The sequence below is a fragment of the Cellulosimicrobium composti genome, from assembly GCF_009711085.1.
GTDB classification, from domain to species: domain Bacteria; phylum Actinomycetota; class Actinomycetes; order Actinomycetales; family Cellulomonadaceae; genus Cellulosimicrobium; species Cellulosimicrobium composti.
Genome location: NZ_WMKA01000062.1, coordinates 1 through 17,954 on the forward strand (window position 1 = coordinate 1; position 17,954 = coordinate 17,954).

Here is a 17,954-nt window from a genome sequence, read left to right on the forward strand (position 1 = left end):
CCGCGGGGGTCTCGACCGTCGGCGCCGCCTCGGCGGTCGCGCGCGCGGCGCGGGTGCGCTTGGTGCGGCGCGGGGCGTCGGGTGCGCCCAGGAGCGCGTCGGCGTCCGGGACCGGCGCCGCGGGCGCAGCCGTCTCCGTCGCGGGGGGCGCGCTCAGGCCGAACTCGGAGAGGACGTCCAGGGGTGCGTCGGTCGCGGTGGCCTTCGCCTTCTTGCCCCCGGTGGCGCGGCGCGTACGCGGCGCGCGAGCGGGCGCCTCGGCCGCGCCGGCCTCCGGGGCGGGTGCCTCCGGGGCTGCGGGCGCGGCGTCGGGCGTCGTGCTCGGCGCGTCGGCCGGGGCGTCCGCGGGTGCGGTCGTCGACCGCATCGCACGGCGCGACCGGCGTGCCGGCTTCGTCGGCGCGTCGTCCGCGGAGGACGCGACGACGACGGGAGCCTCGGCGGCGGCCGTCGTGCTGGGGGCGGCGTCGGGCGACGCCGTGCCGGTCGTCGGGACGACCGGCGTGGTGGGGGGTGCCGCGCTGCGCGTCGCGCGGCGGCGGGCGGGCTTGCGGCCCGCGGGGGTCGAGCTCTGGGGCTGCTCCTGCGCGGCGGCGGTTCCCGCCGTCGACTCTGAGGAGGTGCTGTCGGAGGTGCTGTCGAGCGTCACGCGTCGTGCTCCTGCTGCCACAGGGACCGCCCCGCACCGTGCGGCCCCTCGGGGCGGTCGGTCGTCGCTCGTGACGAGCGCACCGGAGCGCGTCGTCCGGCGACGGAAGTCGTCGGCCACGGCCGCGGGCCGCGTGCGCGGCGCGGGCGCCTGCCACCGGGCCCTTCGCCCCGGTCGGCGCTCCGACTGCCGCGGTCCGCTGGAGCCGCGATCTCGTGCTCGTCGGGAGGGCGATGCGGAGCCCACCCAGCTCCGCCCAGTATCGCACAGGGGGACGGACCGACCCCGGCGACACGCACCGCCGCCCGGGCCGGGCGTCCCACGCCGGCGGGACCAAGGTCCCGGCTGCTTGTGAACATAGTCACAAGGGCCGTGTTTTCAGCACTTCTCGTCATCTCGTGGGCCTCGGATGGGGCAGATTGGACCTGTCGCCGGACGCGGTGGGCGGTCCCCCGGCCACCCGCGACGGCGAGCCCTCCCGATACTCCGCCGACACTTCCCCGACCCGGTCGGGCCCCCCGAGGAGCGCACGTGGATGCCCTAGCCCTGGCGCGGTGGCAGTTCGCCATCACGACCGTCTACCACTTCATCTTCGTCCCGCTGACGATCGGGCTCGCGCCGCTCGTCGCCATCATGCAGACGGCCTGGGTCCGCACGGGCAACGAGCGGTGGCTGCGCCTGACGAAGTTCTTCGGCAAGCTCCTGCTCATCAACTTCGCGCTCGGCGTCGTCACCGGCATCGTGCAGGAGTTCCAGTTCGGCATGAACTGGAGCGAGTACTCGCGCTTCGTCGGCGACGTGTTCGGGGCCCCGCTCGCGATGGAGGCGCTCGCCGCGTTCTTCATCGAGTCGACGTTCCTCGGCCTGTGGATCTTCGGCTGGGACCGCCTCAACAAGAAGGTGCACCTCGCGTGCATCTGGGCCGTCGCGATCGCGACCAACCTCTCCGCGTTCTTCATCCTCGCGGCGAACTCGTGGATGCAGCACCCCGTCGGCGCGATCTACAACCCCGAGACCGGGCGCGCCGAGATGAACGACATCGGCGCCGTGCTGACGAACAACACGCTCTGGGCCGCGTTCCCGCACCAGATCACCGCGACCTTCCTCACCGCGGGCACGTTCGTCACGGGCGTCGCCGCCTGGTGGATGGTCCGCCTCGTGCGGACCCGCAAGGCGGAGAACGTCGAGCTCGCGCGCGACGTCTACCGTCCCGCCGTGACGCTCGGCGTCATCGCGATGCTCGTCGGCGGGATCGGCGTCGGCGTCTCCGGCGACATCCAGGGCAAGATCATGTACGAGCAGCAGCCGGGCAAGATGTCGTCCGCCGAGGCGCTGTGCCAGGGCCAGGAGGGCGCCGCGTTCTCCATCCTCACGATCGGCGACCTGTCGAACTCGTGCGAGAACGTCCGGCACCTCATCGAGATCCCCGGCCTCGCGTCCTACCTCGGCACCGGCCACTTCTCCGGCCCCGAGAGCTACCTCCCCGGCGTCGAGGACGTCCAGGAGCAGATGACCGAGCGCTACGGCGACGTCACCGCCTCGGGCGACCCCGTCACGTACACGCCGAACCTCGCCATGACGTACTGGTCCTTCCGCCTCATGATCGGCATGGCGGCGGGCTCCGTGCTCCTCGCGCTCATGGCGCTGTGGCTCACGCGCAAGGGCCGCGTCACCGACAACGTCTGGTTCGCGCGCGTCGGGCTCGTCGCCATCCCCATGCCGTTCCTCGCGAACTCGTTCGGCTGGATCTTCACCGAGATGGGCCGCCAGCCGTGGGTCGTCGCCCCGAACCCCACCGGCATCGACCAGATCCGCCTGCTCACCGAGCGGGGCGTGTCCACCGTGGTGAGCCCCGGCGTCGTGCTCACCTCGATGATCGTCTTCACGCTCGTGTACGGCGCGCTCGCCGTCGTGTGGTTCACGCTCATGCGGCGCTACGCGGTCGAGGGCGTGCCGCTCTCGGTGCGCGACGAGTCCCCCGAGGCGCAGGAGCCGCCGGACGAGGGCTCCGACGCCGCCGACCGTCCCCTGTCCTTCGCGTACTGACGCGGCTCGCGGACCTCACCCAGAAACTCAGGAGAAACCACCGTGGATCTCGCCGTCGTCTGGTTCGTGCTCATCGCGGTCCTGTGGACCGGCTACCTCGTGCTCGAGGGCTTCGACTTCGGGGTCGGCATGCTGCTGTCGATCCTCCCGCGCGGCGACTCCGAGCACCGGGAGAAGGAGCGCCGCGTCCTCATCAACACCATCGGACCCGTGTGGGACGGGAACGAGGTCTGGCTGCTCACCGCGGGCGGCGCGACGTTCGCCGCCTTCCCCGAGTGGTACGCGACCCTCTTCTCCGGCTTCTACCTGCCGCTCCTGCTCATCCTCGTGGCGCTCATCGTGCGCGGGGTGGCGTTCGAGTACCGCGGCAAGATCCGCGACGAGGGCTGGGCACGGCGCTGCGACGTCGCGATCCAGGTCGGGTCGTGGGTCCCCGCGGTGCTGTGGGGCGTCGCGTTCGCCAACCTCGTGCGCGGCGTGGAGCTCGACGCGGAGCACCAGTTCGTCGGCGGCTTCCTCTCGCTCCTGTCGCCGTTCGCGCTCCTCGGCGGTCTCGTCACGCTGAGCCTGTTCCTGCTCCACGGCTCGGTGTTCGTCGCGCTCAAGACCGACGGCGAGATCCGGGCGCGTGCCCGCCGGCACGCGTCGGTCTTCGGCGTGGCCGCGCTCGTGCTCGCGGGCGGCTGGGCCGTGTGGGCCCAGGTCGCGTTCTCGGTCGCCTGGACGTGGGTGGCGGTCGTGCTCGCCGCGGCGGGCCTGGTCACGACGCTCGTCGCGAACCGTCGCGGGTCCGAGGGCCGGGCGTTCACGGCGTCGGCCGTGACGATCGTCGCCGCCGTCGTGCTCATCTTCGGCTCGATGTACCCCGACGTCATGCCCGCCGTCGACCCGGCGAACTCGCTCACGGTCCACAACGCGTCGTCGACCGACTACACGCTCACCGTGATGACGTGGGTCGCCGTGATCCTCACGCCGCTCGTCATCGCCTACCAGTCGTGGACGTACTGGGTGTTCCGCCGCCGCCTGTCGACCACGGACATCCCCGCCCCCGCGGGCCTGTCGCTCAAGAAGGTCCGCGAGGCGGCGTTCGGCGGCGCGTCCTCGGGCGGCTCGACCGGCCGCGGCCTGACCGACGGCTCAGGCTCGGGCTCGTGAAGCCGCTCGACCCGCGGCTCCTGCGCCACGCGCGGGCCGCGCGAGGGTACGTCGTCCTGACGGCGGCGCTCGGGTTCGCCACGGCGGCCCTCGTCGTCGCGCAGGCGGTCGTCCTCGCGTCGGTCCTCGCGCCGGCGATCCAGGGGACGGCCGACCTGGCCGACCTCGGGCCGCGGGTCGGGCTGCTCGCCGGGGTCGTCGCGGCGCGCACCGGCACGTCGTGGGCGCAGGAGCGCTTCGCGCTGCGCGCCGCGACCCGCACCGTCGCCGAGCTGCGCGAGCAGGTCGTCACGCACGCCGTGGCGCTCGGCCCGCGCTGGCTCGCCTCGGGCCGCGGCCCCGAGGTCGCGACGCTCGCGACGCGCGGGCTCGACGCCCTCGAGCCGTACATGGTGCGCTACCTGCCCCAGCTCCTGCTGGCCGCGACCGTCACGCCCGCGACGCTCGCCGTCGTGCTCGGGCTGGACTGGGTGTCGGCCGTGATCATCGCCGTGACCATCCCGCTCGTCCCGCTGTTCATGATCCTCGTGGGACGACTCACCGCCGGGACGTCGGAGCGGCGCCTCGTCGTCATGCAACGTCTCGGCGCCCAGGTGCTCGACCTCCTCGCGGGTCTGCCGACCCTCCTCGCGTTCGGCCGGGCCCGCGGCCCGGAGCGCCGGGTGCGCGCGCTCGGCGAGGCGAACCGCCGCGCGACCATGGGCACGCTGCGCATCGCCTTCCTCTCGGGCATGGTGCTCGAGCTCCTGACCACCCTGTCCGTCGCGGTCGTCGCGGTCGGCGTCGGGCTGCGCCTCGTGCACGGCGGCATGGGCCTCGAGCCCGCGCTCGCGGTCCTCGTGCTCGCACCCGAGGTCTACCTCCCGCTGCGCCAGGTCGGCCTGCACTTCCACGCCTCGACCGACGGCATCGCCGCCGCCGAGCAGGCGTTCGCGGTGCTCGACGAGGAGGCCCCACGGCCCGGGACCGTCCCCGCGCCCGCGCTCGCCGGGTCCACGCTCGCGCTGCACGGCGTGAGCGTGCGCGCCGGCGAGCGCGACGTCCTCGCGCCCGCCGACCTCGACCTCGAGCTCCGGCTCGGCACGTCGTCCGGACGCGTCGTCGCCCTCACGGGGCCGAGCGGCGCGGGCAAGACGACGACGGCGATGGTCCTGCTCGGACTCGTGCGACCCGACCGGGGCACGGTGACCCTCACCGCGCCCGACGCCGCGCCGCTCGACCTCGCCGACGTCGACCCGTCGACGTTCTGGCGCCAGGTCGCGTGGCTCCCCCAGCGGCCCGTGCTCGCGCCGGGCAGGCTGCGCGACGTCGTCGCGGGCGGCCTGGACGTCACGGACGCCGACCTCGACCGCGCGGCCCGCACCGCGGGGCTCGACGCCGTGCTCGCGACCGTGCCCGGCGGGTGGGACGCCGAGGTCGGGCGCGGCGGCGTCGGCCTGAGCGTGGGCCAGCGGCAGCGTGTGGCGCTCGCCGCGGCCCTGCTCGGCGACCCGGCCCGCGTCCCGCTCGTCGTGCTCGACGAGCCGACCGCGCACCTCGACGCGCGCGGCGAGCAGGTGGTGCTCGACGCCGTGCGCGCGTTCCGCGACCAGGGCCGCACCGTCGTGGTCGTCGCGCACCGGGCCTCGCTCGTGCACGCGGCGGACGACGTCGTCGAGGTCCGGCCCGGGCCGCTCGACCGGTCGGGACCGGCCGTCGGCACCGCCGTCCGGCCTGGCGAGGTCGTCGAGGTCGGCGAGGCCGACGAGCCCGGCGAGCCCGGCGAGCCCGGGACGGGCACGACGCCCCCGCTCGTCCCCGCAGGGGCGACGACCGAGAGGAGCCGTCCGTGACCCGCCCTCGCCCGTCGACCGACCCGCTGCGGCGCGCGGTCGCCCTCCTCGACGTGCGCTGGCGGCGCGTCGTGTGGGCGGTCGTGCTCGGCACGCTCTCCCTCGGGAGCGCCGTCGGCCTCGCGGCCGTCGCGGCGTGGCTCATCGCGCGGGCGTCCCAGATGCCGCCCGTCCTCACGCTGTCCGTCGCGGTCGTCGCGGTGCGCGCGTTCGGCATCTCGCGCGGGGTCTTCCGCTACCTGGAGCGCCTCGCCTCGCACGACGTCGCCCTGCGCGGCATGGCCGCCCTGCGCGCCAACCTCTACACCGCCCTCGCCCAGGGCACGCCCGGGTCCCTCGTGGGGCTGCGGCGCGGCGACCTGCTCGCACGGGTCGGGGCCGACGTCGACGCGGTGGGCGACGTCGTGGTCCGCGCGCTCGTGCCCGCCGGGGTCGCGCTCGCCGTCTCCGTCGGGTCCGTGGTGCTCGTCGGGGCGTTCCTGCCCGCCGCGGGCGTCGCGCTCGCGCTGTGCCTGCTGCTCGCGGCCGTCGTCGCGCCGTGGCTCTCGGCGCGCTCGGCGCGCGACGTCGAGGCCCGTGGCGCCGCCGCGCGGGCCGCGATGACGGCGACCACGCTGGAGATCCTCGAGCAGTCGGGCCCGCTCGCCGTCTCCGGGCGGCTCGACGCACGCCTCGACGACCTGCGGGCGACCGACCGGGCGCTCGCGCGCGTGACCGACGACGGCGCGCGCCCCGCCGGGGTCGCCGCCGGGATCGCGGCGCTCGCGGTGGGCCTCGCGGTGCTCGCGTCCCTGCTGCTCGGCATCCCCGCGGTGACGGCGGGAACGCTCGCGCCCGTCGAGCTCTCGGTGATCGTGCTCACGCCGCTCGCGGTGTTCGAGGCCGCGAACGCCCTCCCGGCCGCGGCCGTCCAGCTGCACCGCTCGCGCCAGGCCGCGGCGCGCGTCGTCGCGCTCCTCGACGGAGCGGCCGACGCCCCGCCCGCGCGCGCGACCACCGCGACGCGCGGCCCCGTGCCCGGCGAGGCCGCGGACACCGCGGCGCGTGATGACGGGCCCCGCGATGCCGGGGCGTGCGGTGCCCGCGCGTCGCTGACGCTGGTGGACGTCGCGGCGGGCTGGCCCGCGACCGGACGCCCCGTCGTCGCGGGCGTGGACCTCGACCTGCGACCGGGGCGCGCCGTCGCGGTCGTCGGGCCGTCCGGCGTCGGCAAGACGACGCTGCTCGCGACCGCCGCCGGGCTCGTCCCCGCGCTCGGGGGTCGGGTGACGCTCGACGGGCGTGACGTGACCGCGCTCGCCCGCGAGGACGCGGCGCGTGGCGTCGTCCTCGTCGCCGAGGACGCGCACGTGTTCGACACGTCCGTCCTCGAGAACCTGCGCGTCGCGCGCGGAGACGTGACCGCCGAGGAGGCGGAGGCGACGCTGCGCGACGTCGGTCTCGGCGCGTGGCTCGCCGCGCTGCCCGACGGCGTGGGGACCGTCCTCGGCCCGGACGCCACGACCGTCTCCGGCGGCGAGCGCCGCCGTCTGCTCGTCGCGCGGGCGCTGCTCTCCCCCGCCCCGCTGCTCCTCCTCGACGAGCCGGCCGAGCACCTCGACGCCGCCGGTGCGGACGCGCTCGTGCGGCACGTCGTCGCGGCCACCCGCACGGCGCGGGACCAGCGCGGCGTCGTGCTCGCGACGCACCGGCTCAGCGCGCTCGAGGCCGTGGACGAGGTGCTGCTGCTCGGGGTGCCCGACGACGCCCCGGACGGCGCGCCCGCGCACGTCGTCGCCCGTGGGACGCACGCGGAGCTGCTCGACGTCCCGGCCTACCGGTGGGCGCTCGACCAGGAGGCCGCGGCCGTCGGGTGACCGCGGCGCGGGCCCGCGACCGCCCGGGCGTCGCGCCGGCGCGGTGGTACGTTCGCGACGCGGCGGCCCGGCGCGTCCGGCCGACACACCTCGCGACCACCGACCCGGGAGCACCGTTGAAGATCCTCGTGCCGAGCACCATCGCCCTCGACGTGCAGACGGGACCGGACGACGAGGTCGTCGTCTACGACGCCGCGGCGCCGTTCCGCCCCGAGGACGCCGACGCGGAGGTCCTCGTCGTCTGGGCCAGCTCCGCGGAGAACCTCGCCGACGCCGCCGCGCGGCTCCGCCGCGTGCGCTGGGTGCAGACGCTCGCCGCGGGTCCGGACGCGGTGCTCGCGGCGGGCTTCGGCCCCCACGTGACGATCACGTCCGGCCGCTCGCTCCACGACGGCCCGGTCGCCGAGCACGCGCTCGCCCTCGTGCTCGCGTGCGTGCGACGGCTCGACGCGCTCGGCGCCGCGCAGCGCGAGCACCGCTGGGACCTCGCCGTGAACCGGGGCCAGTCGGACCCGGCGACCGCCGCGCTCTACACGCTCGACGGCGCGCGCGTGACGATCTGGGGCTTCGGGTCGATCGCCGCCCGGCTCGCGCCGTTGCTCGCGGCGCTCGGCGCGCACGTGACGGGCGTCGCGGGCACCCGGGGCGAGCGGCACGGGTTCCCCGTCGTCTCGGACGACGACCTCCCGGACGTGCTCGCGACGACGGACGTGCTGATCTCGCTCCTGCCCGCCCTCGCCACGACCCGCCACGCGTTCGACGCCGCCCGCATCGGCCAGCTCCCCGACCACGCGGTCTTCGTCAACGTCGGGCGCGGCGCCACCGTCGACGAGGACGCGCTCGTCGCGGCCCTGCGCGACGGCCGCCTCGGTGCCGCGGCACTCGACGTCACCGAGACCGAGCCGCTGCCCGCGACCTCACCCCTGTGGGACGCGCCCCGCCTGCTCCTCACGCCGCACGTCGCGGGCAACCGCCCCCAACGCGCCTCCGACCTTGTCAACGCCAACCTCGACGCCCTCCGCACCGGCCGCCCCCTGCGCAACGTCGTCCCCCGCTGACCGCCGAGCCCGCCGGGCGACCAGAAGAGCCGACGGGGCGATCCCGGGACGACGAGCCGACGCCGGAACGGGCCGAGACGACAGGACGAGACCGAGCGCGCCGAGACGACGAGCCGACTCCGGAGCGGGGCGACGAGCCGACGTCGGAGCCGGCCGAGACGACGAGCCGACGCCGGAGCGGGGGCGGGGCGGGTCGTGGCGGGTCTGGCGGGAGCCGCGAGGAACGAGCGGCGGATGGTAGACCCGCCCCGCCCACGCGCAGGCGTCGGCGGTGACGACCCGAACCCCGCAGGCGCCGGCAGTGGCGACCCGGAACCCGCGCGGTCGAAGATCTGCTACCAGCGACCGTTGCGCGGCCGCGGCTGGCAGTGCGGGCACGTGTACGACGACCGGTTCATGAACTCGTCGCGCCGCACGGGCGTCCCGCAGCGCGGGCACGGCTCGCCCTCCTGCCCGTAGACCGCGAGCGAGCGCGAGAAGTACCCGGACTGCCCGTTGACGTTGACGTAGAGCGCGTCGAAGCTCGTGCCGCCCTGGGCGAGCGCCTCGGACATGACGTCGGCGGCGGCGTCGAGCAGGCGGTGCGCCTCGGGCCGGCGCAACGTGTCGGTGGCCCGGGCGTAGTGCAGGCGTGCGCGCCACAGCGCCTCGTCCGCGTAGATGTTGCCCACCCCGGACACGACGGTCTGGTCGAGCAGCGCGCGCTTGACGCCGGTGCGGCGGCGGCGGATCGCGGCGACGACGTCGTCGCGCCGCAGCGCGGGGTCGAGCAGGTCGCGGCCGATGTGCGCGACGGGCGCGGGCACGGCCGGGAGGTCGGACCCGAGCCCGCCGGGCGCGCCGTCGGGCGTGGGCACGAGGTCCTGGACCGAGAGGTGGCCGAACGTGCGCTGGTCGACGAAGTCGAGCGCGAGCGCGCCGGCGGGGCCGACGCCGTCGGGCTCGAGGAGGATCCGCACGCGCAGGTGCGGCGACCGCTCCGCGAGGCCGGGCCCGGAGCGCACGAGGAGCTGCCCGGACATCCCGAGGTGGGCGAGCAGCGCGGCCGCGGGGTCGGCGTCGGGCGCGTCGTCCGCGGTGGCGGGCACGAGCGGGAGCCACAGGAACTTGCCGCGGCGCACCGCGGCGTCGAGCCGCTGGCCGAGCAGCTGGTCGCGGAACCCGGCCGGCCCGCTCTCGTGGCGCCGCACGCTGTAGTCGCGCAGCACCTCCACGTCGACGACGCGGGTGCCCAGCACGTGGCGGGCGAGACCGTCACGGACGGTCTCGACCTCCGGGAGCTCAGGCACCGGCGTCCTCGGCCGCCTCCGCGGCTGCCGTGCGCTCCGTCGCGGCGTCGCGCTCGGCCTGCTCGGCGGCGAGCGTGCGGTAGGCGCGCTCGGCGGCCTCCTGCTCGGCGTACTTCTTCGCGGTGCCGCTCCCGGTCCCGTACAGGCGCCCGTCGAGGTGGACGTACGACGTGAAGACGCGCGCGTGGTCCGGCCCGACGGCGTCGCTCGAGTAGGAGGGCGCGCTCAGCCCTGCGGCGGCCGCGGCCTCCTGGAGCGACGTCTTCCAGTCGAGCCCCGCGCCGAGTCCCGCCGCAGCGGAGAGCGTGGGCTCGACGAGCTCGAGCACGAGCCCGCGCGCGGGCTCGAGGCCGTGGCTCAGGTAGACGGCGCCGATGAGGGCCTCGACCGTGTCGGACAGGATCGAGTCCTTGTCGTTGCCGTGCGTGCGGATCTCGCCCTTGCCGAGCAGCACGTACTGCCCGAGGCCGAGCCGGCGCGCGATCGCGGCGAGCGACTTCTGCGAGACGGTCGCGGCCCGCATCTTGGCGAGCTCGCCCTCGGACAGGTCGGGGTGGCGGCGGTAGAGGGTCTCCGTGACGACGAGGCCCAGGACGGTGTCACCGAGGAACTCGAGACGCTCGTTCGTGGGGATGCCGCCGTTCTCGTGCGCGAACGACCGGTGCGTGAGCGCAAGCACGAGAAGCTCGGGGTCCAGATGGACCCCGAGCTTCTCGAGAAGACCGGATGCCGGTGCAGCCGGTGCCACGCGCCTCAGCCTGCGTGCTCGGTGCGCAGCGCCTCGGCGTACTGGCGGCCCTTGTAGGTACCGCACGTCGGGCACGCCGCGTGCGACAGCTTGTCGCCCTTGCACTGCGGGCAGGTGGTGAGGTTCGCGGCGGTCGTCTTCCACTGCGAACGACGCGCACGGGTGTTGCTGCGCGACATCTTGCGCTTCGGAACAGCCACGGCTAGCTCTCTTTCGTCTCGTCGGACACGTTCGAGGTGTCGAACATGCTCTCCAGCGCCGACCACCGAGGGTCGACAAGTTCGTGTGCGTGCCCCGGGTCGTCCGCCAGACGCGCTCCGCACTCGGAGCACAGCCCCGGGCAGTCCGCTCGGCACACCGGACTGAATGGTAGTGCAGTGACGACCGAATCCCGTAGCGCGGGCTCGATGTCCGCGAGGTCGCCGTCGAGGTCGTAGACGTCCTCGGCGTCCTCGAGGTCGTCGCCGGACTCCTGGGCGGCCTTGGCGCGCTCCGGGTAGGCGAAGAGCTCGCCGAGCTCGACCGTGACGTCCTCGTGCACCGTCTCGAGGCACCGCACGCACTCACCGACCGCGTGGCCCGTCACCGTGCCGGAGACCAGGACGCCCTCCATCACGGCCTCGAGGCGCAGGTCGAGCTCGAGCTCGCTGCCCTCGGGGATGCCGATGACGGCCGTGCCGAGGTCGGCCGGCGCAGGCACGGTCCGGCGGACCGTCAGCATGCTCCCGGGTCGCCGACCGAGCTCGTGCGTGTCGAGCACGAGCGGCGACGTCTTCTCGGCGGTGATGGCGCGCTCCAGGATCGGAGCCCGCGGGCACGAGAGCCCGCGGACGGTGGTCAACGATGGTCGAGGGCCGGCGACCGCTCGACGGCGGGTGCCAGGCACGGGCCGACGCGTGACGCGCCGAGCCAAACATCGATCTTACGTCACGCGACGGCCTGGTCGCCACCCGCCCGACGCCGGTCGCCCGGGTGGGCCGGGCCGGGCGTCAGCGGGCGGCGCGCTCCACGCCGCGGTCGCGCATCGTCGCGGGGAACGGCGACTCCTCGGGCTCGGCGGCCCGGTCGCCGAGACGGTCCGCGAGCTTGGCCCGGCCCGCCTGGACCTGGGCGAGCAGCTTGCCGAGGTCCACCTCGAAGTCCGCGAGCCGGCGGTCGCAGTAGTCGTCGGCGTCGCGCCGTAGGGCGGCCGCCGCCTCCTCGGCCTCGTCGACGATCTCGCGGGCGCGCGACTCCGCCTGGACGACGACCTGCTCCGCCTGGACGAGCTCGATCGCCCGGGCACGCGCCGTCGTGAGGATCTCCTCCGCCTGGCGGTGCGCGTCCTCGAGCACGGCGTCCGCCTGCGCGAGCACCTCGTCCGCGTGCGCGAGCTGCTCGGGCAGCGCGCCCCGCAGCTCGTCGACCAGCGCGAGCGCGTCGCCCTTGTGCACGAGCACCGACGCCGACATCGGCATGGTGCGCGCCGTCTCGACGAGGTGCGCGAGGTCGTCGAGGATGGCGTTCAGCCCCGCCTGCGCCTCCTCGGTCGTGCGGTCGTCGTGCGTCGGTCGTCGGTCCTGCTGCTCGCTCACGTACCCGGTCCTCCCCGTGGTGCTCACCTGCTGCTCCCCTGCTCCCGCGCCAGCGCGGCACGGACGGCGTCGCCCGCGCCCGGCGGCACGAGGTCGTCCACCGGGCCCCCGTGGCGCGCGATGTCCTTGACGAGCGACGACGCCACGTGCAGGAGCGCGGCGTCGCCCGCGACGAACACGGTCTCGACCCCGGCCAGGTGCCGGTTCATGAGCGCCATCGGCAGCTCCGCGTCGAAGTCCGCACCGCCGCGCAGCCCCTTGACCACCGCAGCCGCCCCGACCTCGCGGCAGAAGTCCACGAGCAGGCCCGGCACGACCTCGACCCGGACACCGTCCAGCCCGGCGTCGGCGACCGCGGCGCGCGCGATCGCGACGCGCTCGTCGACGCTGAGGAGCGCCGACTTCGACGCGTTCCGCGCGACCCCGACGACGACCTCGTCGAAGAGCGCACGGGCCCGCCGGACGATGTCGAGGTGGCCCAGGGTGATCGGGTCGAACGACCCGGGACAGACGGCTGTGGTCACCTCGTCACGGTAGTACACGAGGCGGCCGCGGCCCGGGTGGCGGGGCCGGGCGCGCGCGGATCGCCGTCGCGCGCCACGATGGTCGGCGTGACCCCGTCGTCCGGTCCCGTCGTCGTGCCGCTCGGCACGCCGGCGCTCGTGCGCTCGCTGCACCGCGAGGTGCTCGCGCCGTCGTTCCCGCCGGCCGAGCTCGTCGACGCGGAGCGCCTCGTCGCGGGCCACGCGTCGGGCCGGCTGCGCAGCCTGGGCGTCGTCGAGGACGACCGTGTCGTCGCGGGCGTCGTCGGCGAGTGGTTCGCCGACGCGCGGGTCCTGCTCGTGCTGTACCTCGCGATCGCTCCCCGGCGGCGCGGCGGCGGGGTCGGCGGGCGGCTCCTCGCGGCGGCGCTCGACGACTGGCGTGCGCTCGACCCGCTCGCCGTCGTCGCCGAGGTCGAGCACCCCGACCACCACGCCGCGAGCGACGCGTACGGCGACCCGGTGGCACGGCTGCAGTTCTACGCGCGCCTCGGCGCCCGCGTCCTCACGCTCCCCTACTTCCAGCCGGGCGACGGTCCCGGCGGCGAGCGCGTGCCGGCGCTCCTGCTCGTGTCGTTCCCCGCGCGCCCGGGTGACGACGTCGACGACGTCCCGGCCGCGCCGCTGCGCGCCTTCCTCGAGACGAACCTGCGCGAGAGCGAGGGGACGCTCGCCGACGACGCCGCGACCCGCCGTCTGCTCGACGCCGCGGGAGGCGCACGCGTCCGGCTCGTCGACCCGGCCGATCCGGTGGCCCTCGCGACCGTGCCGGTCGCGCTGCTCGCTCCCGCCGAGGCCCGCGCCCCGACGGCCTGAGCCGAGCATGCCGTCCCGACGTGCCGACCATGCGGTCCTGGCCCGTCCGGCGGCCCGGACGCGCCGAGACCGCATGGTCGGCGGGGTGGGGTCTATGCGTGGTCGGGGAGCTCGGGGCCCACGAAGAACACCATCGTCTCGCCGTAGTCCTTCCGCGCGACGAGCTCCCACCCGTCCGGCCACGACGGCTCCGGCGTGCGGGTGGACCGCTCGACGACGACGACGGCCGCCGGGTCGAGCACGCCGGGTGCCGCGAGGTGGGCGAGCACGCGCTCGAGCGCCTCCGCGGTGACGTCGTACGGCGGGTCGACGAGCACGAGGTGGTACGGGCCGTGCCCCGGGCGCCCGGCGCCCGACGCCTCGGCCTCCCCACCCGCCGCGGTCCGCTGCGCCGCAGCCGCCGCGACGCCCGCGACGAACGCCTCGGCGGGCTGGGTGACGACCCGCACGCCGCCCAGACCGAGGGCGGCGACGTTGCGCCGGGCCACGTCCGCCGCGGCCCGCGCCGAGTCGACGAGCGTCACGTCGACCGCGCCGCGGCTCGCCGCCTCCAGGCCGAGCGCGCCCGAGCCCGCGTACAGGTCGAGGACGCGCGCGTCGTCGACCACCCCGAGGTGCTCCAGGCGCGAGAAGATCGCCTCGCGCACGCGCTCGCTCGTCGGCCGTGTCCCCCGCGGCGGGACCTGCAGCGTCCGTCCCCCGACCGTTCCCGCCACGATCCTCGTCACGCGCCCAGCCTAGACACGCGCGGCCGTGCCCGACGCCACGGGCGCCCGCTCGCGAGGGCCGCAGCACGTGGGCCCGGCTCGCTCAGGCGCGCTCGAGGAACTCCTCGCGCTCCGGGTCGAGCTGCTCGCGGATCGCGGCCGCGAGCGCCGGGTGGCCGGCGAGGTCGGGGTCGTGCGCGACGACGTCCGCCGCGTCGGCGCGTGCGGTCGCGATGACGTCCGCGTCCTTGACGACGCGGAGCAGGCGCAGCGAGCTCGCGCGCCCGGACTGCGCGGCGCCGAGGACGTCGCCCTCGCTGCGCAGCTCCAGGTCGACGCTCGCGAGCTCGAACCCGTCGGTCGTGCGCGCGAGCGTCTCGACGCGCGTCGCGGCGGGCGTGCCCGGCTGCGCGGTGGACACGAGGAGGCACAGGCCCGCGGCCGAGCCACGGCCGACGCGGCCGCGGAGCTGGTGGAGCTGGGAGATGCCGAACCGGTCGGCGTCGAGCACGACCATGACCGTCGCCTCGGGCACGTCGACGCCCACCTCGACGACCGTCGTCGACACGAGGACCTGCACGGCGCCCGACGCGAAGTCCGCCATGACGGCGTCCTTGTCCGCCGGGGCCATCTGCCCGTGCAGCACGCCGACGGCGAGTCCCGCGAGGCGCGGGTGCGCGCGCAGCTCCTCGGCGACCTCGAGCACGGCGCGCAGGGGCGCGCGCTCGGCGGCGTCGGGCGCGTCCGGGTCGAGGAGGAAGTCCGGCACCTCGTCGAAGTCGTCGTCGCCGCGCGGCGCGGCGGTGCCGGCGTCGGGCTCGTCCGGGTGGATGCGCGCGCACACCACGTACGCGCGGTGCCCGGCGTCGACCTCCTCGCGCACGCGTGCCCACGTGCGCTCCATCCAGGTCTCGTTGCCGGCCGGCACGACGTGCGTCGTGATGCCCGCGCGCCCGGCGGGGATCTCGGTGAGCGACGACGTCTCGAGGTCCCCGAACACCGTCATGGCGACGGTGCGCGGGATCGGGGTCGCGGTCATGACGAGCAGGTGCGGGCTCGTGCGCGCCTTGGCGCGCAGCGCGTCGCGCTGCTCGACGCCGAACCGGTGCTGCTCGTCGACGACGACGAGCCCGAGGTCGGCGAACTGCACGTTCTCGGACAGCAGCGCGTGCGTGCCGACGACGATCCCGGCGGCGCCGCTCGCCGCGTCGAGCAGGGCCTCCTTGCGCGCGGCCGCGCCGAGCGACCCGGTGAGCAGCGCGACGCGCGTCCCGTGCTCCGCGCCGCCGAGGAACCCGCCCTCGGCGAGCGGCCCGAGGAGCGCGCGCAGCGTGCGCGCGTGCTGCGCGGCGAGCACCTCGGTGGGTGCGAGGAGCGCCGCCTGGCCGCCCGCGTCGATCACCTGGAGCATCGCGCGCAGCGCGACGACGGTCTTGCCCGACCCGACCTCGCCCTGCAGGAGCCGCTGCATGGGTCGCGCGAGCGCGAGGTCGGCGGCGATCTCCTCCCCCACCTCGCGCTGCCCCTGCGTGAGCGTGAAGGGCAGGGCGGCGTCGAAGTCGGCGAGGATGCCGGGCTCTCCCGGCGCGCGCGGCGGGCGAGCCGTCGCGGGCTCGGCGGCCGCGCGGGCGCGCCGCTGGGCGAGCGCGGCCTGGAGCACGAACGCCTCCTCGAACCGGAGCCGGTCGCGCCCGCGCCGCCACTGCTTCTCGTCGTACGGCTCGTGCACGTCGCGCAGCGCCTCGAGCCGCGTGCCCAGCCCGTGGCGCTCGCGCACCGCGTCGGGGACGGGGTCGGGCACGTCCTCCTCGCGCAGCGGGTCGAGCACGGTGCGCACCGCGGGCTGGATCTTCCAGCTCGGGATGCTCGCGCTCGCGGGGTAGATGGGGATCGGCCGGCTCGCCTCGAGCACGGCGCTCTCGGCGTCCTCCGCGTCGTCGTCCATCCCGATGATCTTGTAGTCCGGGTGGGTGAGCTGGCGCGTGCCCCGGTACATGCCGACGACGCCCGTGAACAGCCCGTGCCGGCCGGGGGCGAGCCGCTGCTCGTGGTAGCGCAGCACGTTGGGGCTCTTGGCGAAGAACGTCAGCGAGAGCTGCTGCGGGCCGTCGGTCACGACCGCCTCGAGGATGGCCCCGGCGCGGTTGCGCATGCGCCGCACCGTCGCGCTGCGGACCTGCGCGACGATCGTCACGTGCTCGCCGAGCGACAGCCCGCCGAGGTCGGTCAGCCGGCCCGGGTCGCCGTACCGGCGCGGGTAGTGCCGCAGGAGGTCGCCGACCGTCTCCAGCCCGAGCTTCGCGAGAGCGCCCGCGCTGCGCGTCCCGACGGCGCGGGTCAGGGGCTCGGCCAGCCGGTCGCTCATGCCACCACCTCCTCGGCCGCGTCGCGGCCCTCGTCGGGTCCCTCGGCGGCGAGCGCGACGGCGCCGCCGTCCCGCCCGGAGCGCAGGAGCACGAGCTCGGCGCCCGCACGCGCCGCGTGGCCGGGCAGGTCGTCGAGCGCCGCGTCGGGCACGTCGTCGTCGGCGAGCACGGTCACGAGCTCGGCGCGCCGGGTGAGCAGGCGCGCGAGGAGGCCACCGAGCACGCTCGCGGCCTCGGCCGCCGGGAGCCCGGTCGTCCGCGCCTGCGTCGTGCGCACGCCCGCGAGCGCGGACCGGGCCGCGTCGACCCGTCGGCGGGGCTCGGGCTCGACGAGCTGCGCGGCCGCGAGCGCGACCGCGACGTGCAGGTCGGTCGGGGCGGGCAGCACGTCGAGCGTCGTGACGCCGTCGCCTCGGAGCGTCCCGCGCAGGGCCTCGACGTCGTCGGCCCGGAGGTCGGTCCCGGCGAGGAGCGCGACGTGCGCCGCCCGTGCGTCGACGGCCACGCGGTGGAGCGCCGCGCGGTCGACGGGGCCGGCCACGTCGCGCAGCAGCACGACGGCGCCGGCGCGCGCGAGGTCCGCGACGAGCGCCGGGGCCGTGGTCACCGCGACGAGGCCCGGCCCGTCGTCCTGGCCCGCACCCGCGTGGTCGTGCGGCCGCGCGTCGACGACGGCGCCCTGGTCGCCCGGCCCGGGCAGGTGCCGCACGCGGACCTGGCGCAGGCCGCCGCCCCCCGCGGGACGGGAGGCTGACCCGGGCGGCCCGCCGACGTCCGCCGCGAACGCCCGGCCCGCCGCGACGGCGGACATCGGGTGGTCGGTGTGGACGTGCGCCTGCCAGAGGCCGGAGCCGCCCTGGCCGGCCCCGCCGACCACGACGACCGAGTCCCCGATCCGGGCCAGGTCCGCGCGCAGGTGCTCGGCGAGGGCGTCGTCGCCGGTCGCTGCGGCCGGCGCGCGCGACGCTCCCGGTGCGCGCGACGGCGCGGCCGGACCGTCGACCACGTACATCACCTCGAACTCGCCCCCCTCGTGCACGCCCTCGGGACCGGCGCCCGTCCCGGCGGACGACCCGGGCACGGGCACCATGCCGGACATCATGCCGAGCACGTCCGACACGCCTGCGCCGCCCGGGTCGTGGCCGTGCTCGGCGCGCCCGACCGCCTCGACGAGCGCGCCGAGCACGAGCACGAGACCGAGCGCGCCGGCGTCGAGCACCTGCGCCCGCGCGAGCACGTCGAGCTCCCCGGTGCTGCGCAGCGCCGCGGCGCGCGCGCCGTCGCGCGCCGCGGCCGCGACGGTGCCGGGCGTGGCA

At 76.3% G+C, this 17,954-nt stretch carries 15 protein-coding genes and 1 pseudogene; 6 read left to right on the top strand and 10 right to left on the bottom strand.

Annotated elements, in window-relative coordinates:
• A pseudogene (locus GJV82_RS17550) lies at positions 1 to 649 on the bottom strand (hypothetical protein); the annotation flags it as partial.
• 531 nt (positions 650 to 1,180) lie between these two features.
• Between GJV82_RS17550 and GJV82_RS17555 the strand changes: the two are divergent.
• The 5 genes from GJV82_RS17555 (at position 1,181) to GJV82_RS17575 (ending at position 8,596) form a co-directional block, all read left to right on the top strand.
• Complete coding sequence (locus tag GJV82_RS17555) at positions 1,181 to 2,695, top strand: cytochrome ubiquinol oxidase subunit I (protein ID WP_318657789.1); 1,515 nt, start codon at positions 1,181 to 1,183, stop codon at positions 2,693 to 2,695.
• A 42-nt stretch (positions 2,696 to 2,737) separates the two neighbouring features.
• Positions 2,738 to 3,850, top strand: coding sequence for a cytochrome d ubiquinol oxidase subunit II (gene cydB / locus GJV82_RS17560; protein ID WP_318657790.1), 1,113 nt, complete (start codon positions 2,738 to 2,740; stop codon positions 3,848 to 3,850).
• A complete protein-coding gene (gene cydD / locus GJV82_RS17565) occupies positions 3,847 to 5,682 on the top strand; it encodes a thiol reductant ABC exporter subunit CydD (RefSeq protein ID WP_318657791.1) in 1,836 nt (611 codons plus the stop codon). The genes cydB and cydD overlap by 4 nt, the downstream gene beginning before the upstream one ends.
• Positions 5,679 to 7,538, top strand: a complete 1,860-nt coding sequence (gene cydC / locus GJV82_RS17570) for a thiol reductant ABC exporter subunit CydC (protein WP_318657792.1) — start codon at positions 5,679 to 5,681, stop codon at positions 7,536 to 7,538. The genes cydD and cydC overlap by 4 nt, the downstream gene beginning before the upstream one ends.
• Positions 7,539 to 7,654: 116 nt before the next feature.
• Positions 7,655 to 8,596 carry an NAD(P)-dependent oxidoreductase gene (locus tag GJV82_RS17575; protein WP_155100122.1) on the top strand — a complete coding sequence of 314 codons (942 nt, stop codon included), beginning with the start codon at positions 7,655 to 7,657 and terminating at the stop codon, positions 8,594 to 8,596.
• A 335-nt stretch (positions 8,597 to 8,931) separates the two neighbouring features.
• On the opposite strand, the gene mutM is transcribed toward GJV82_RS17575, so the two are convergent.
• From mutM to coaD, 6 genes are all read right to left on the bottom strand, one after another.
• Positions 8,932 to 9,885, bottom strand: coding sequence for a bifunctional DNA-formamidopyrimidine glycosylase/DNA-(apurinic or apyrimidinic site) lyase (mutM, locus tag GJV82_RS17580; protein ID WP_318657793.1), 954 nt, complete (start codon positions 9,883 to 9,885; stop codon positions 8,932 to 8,934).
• Positions 9,878 to 10,633, bottom strand: coding sequence for a ribonuclease III (gene rnc, locus GJV82_RS17585; RefSeq protein WP_051471671.1), 756 nt, complete (start codon positions 10,631 to 10,633; stop codon positions 9,878 to 9,880). The genes mutM and rnc overlap by 8 nt, the downstream gene beginning before the upstream one ends.
• A gap of 5 nt (positions 10,634 to 10,638) precedes the next feature.
• Complete coding sequence (gene rpmF / locus GJV82_RS17590) at positions 10,639 to 10,833, bottom strand: 50S ribosomal protein L32 (RefSeq protein ID WP_021482203.1); 195 nt, start codon at positions 10,831 to 10,833, stop codon at positions 10,639 to 10,641.
• 2 nt (positions 10,834 to 10,835) lie between these two features.
• Positions 10,836 to 11,354, bottom strand: a complete 519-nt coding sequence (locus GJV82_RS17595; protein ID WP_196217300.1) for a YceD family protein — start codon at positions 11,352 to 11,354, stop codon at positions 10,836 to 10,838.
• Between the two features lie 268 nt (positions 11,355 to 11,622).
• The gene (locus tag GJV82_RS17600) at positions 11,623 to 12,234 is read right to left on the bottom strand and encodes a hypothetical protein (protein WP_318657794.1); all 612 of its coding nucleotides are present in this window, start codon (positions 12,232 to 12,234) and stop codon (positions 11,623 to 11,625) included.
• On the bottom strand, positions 12,231 to 12,731 hold the full coding sequence (coaD, locus tag GJV82_RS20300; RefSeq protein WP_162289264.1) for a pantetheine-phosphate adenylyltransferase: 501 nt from the start codon (positions 12,729 to 12,731) through the stop codon (positions 12,231 to 12,233). The genes GJV82_RS17600 and coaD overlap by 4 nt, the downstream gene beginning before the upstream one ends.
• An 87-nt stretch (positions 12,732 to 12,818) precedes the next feature.
• Between coaD and GJV82_RS20305 the strand changes: the two genes are divergently transcribed.
• Entirely contained in the window at positions 12,819 to 13,565 is a 747-nt protein-coding gene (locus GJV82_RS20305) for a GNAT family N-acetyltransferase (RefSeq protein ID WP_225873459.1), read from the top strand.
• 92 nt (positions 13,566 to 13,657) lie between these two features.
• Here GJV82_RS20305 and rsmD read toward each other — a convergent pair whose 3' ends face one another.
• From rsmD to GJV82_RS17620, 3 genes are all read right to left on the bottom strand, one after another.
• Positions 13,658 to 14,293: a 16S rRNA (guanine(966)-N(2))-methyltransferase RsmD gene (gene rsmD / locus GJV82_RS17610; RefSeq protein ID WP_318657795.1), complete on the bottom strand. Its 636-nt coding sequence runs from the start codon at positions 14,291 to 14,293 to the stop codon at positions 13,658 to 13,660.
• An 82-nt stretch (positions 14,294 to 14,375) separates the two neighbouring features.
• The gene (gene recG / locus GJV82_RS17615) at positions 14,376 to 16,637 is read right to left on the bottom strand and encodes an ATP-dependent DNA helicase RecG (RefSeq protein ID WP_155100124.1); all 2,262 of its coding nucleotides are present in this window, start codon (positions 16,635 to 16,637) and stop codon (positions 14,376 to 14,378) included.
• Positions 16,634 to 17,954 (bottom strand): hypothetical protein (locus GJV82_RS17620; RefSeq protein WP_155100125.1); only part of this gene is annotated, 1,321 nt, incomplete at its 5' end. The genes GJV82_RS17620 and recG, both read right to left, overlap by 4 nt.

Coding starts and splice junctions, on each gene's coding strand:
- GJV82_RS17595 (WP_196217300.1), bottom strand. CDS start 11,354: ATGCTGACGGTCCGCCGGACCGTGCCTGCGCCGGCCGACCTCGGCACG.
- recG (WP_155100124.1), bottom strand. CDS start 16,637: ATGAGCGACCGGCTGGCCGAGCCCCTGACCCGCGCCGTCGGGACGCGC.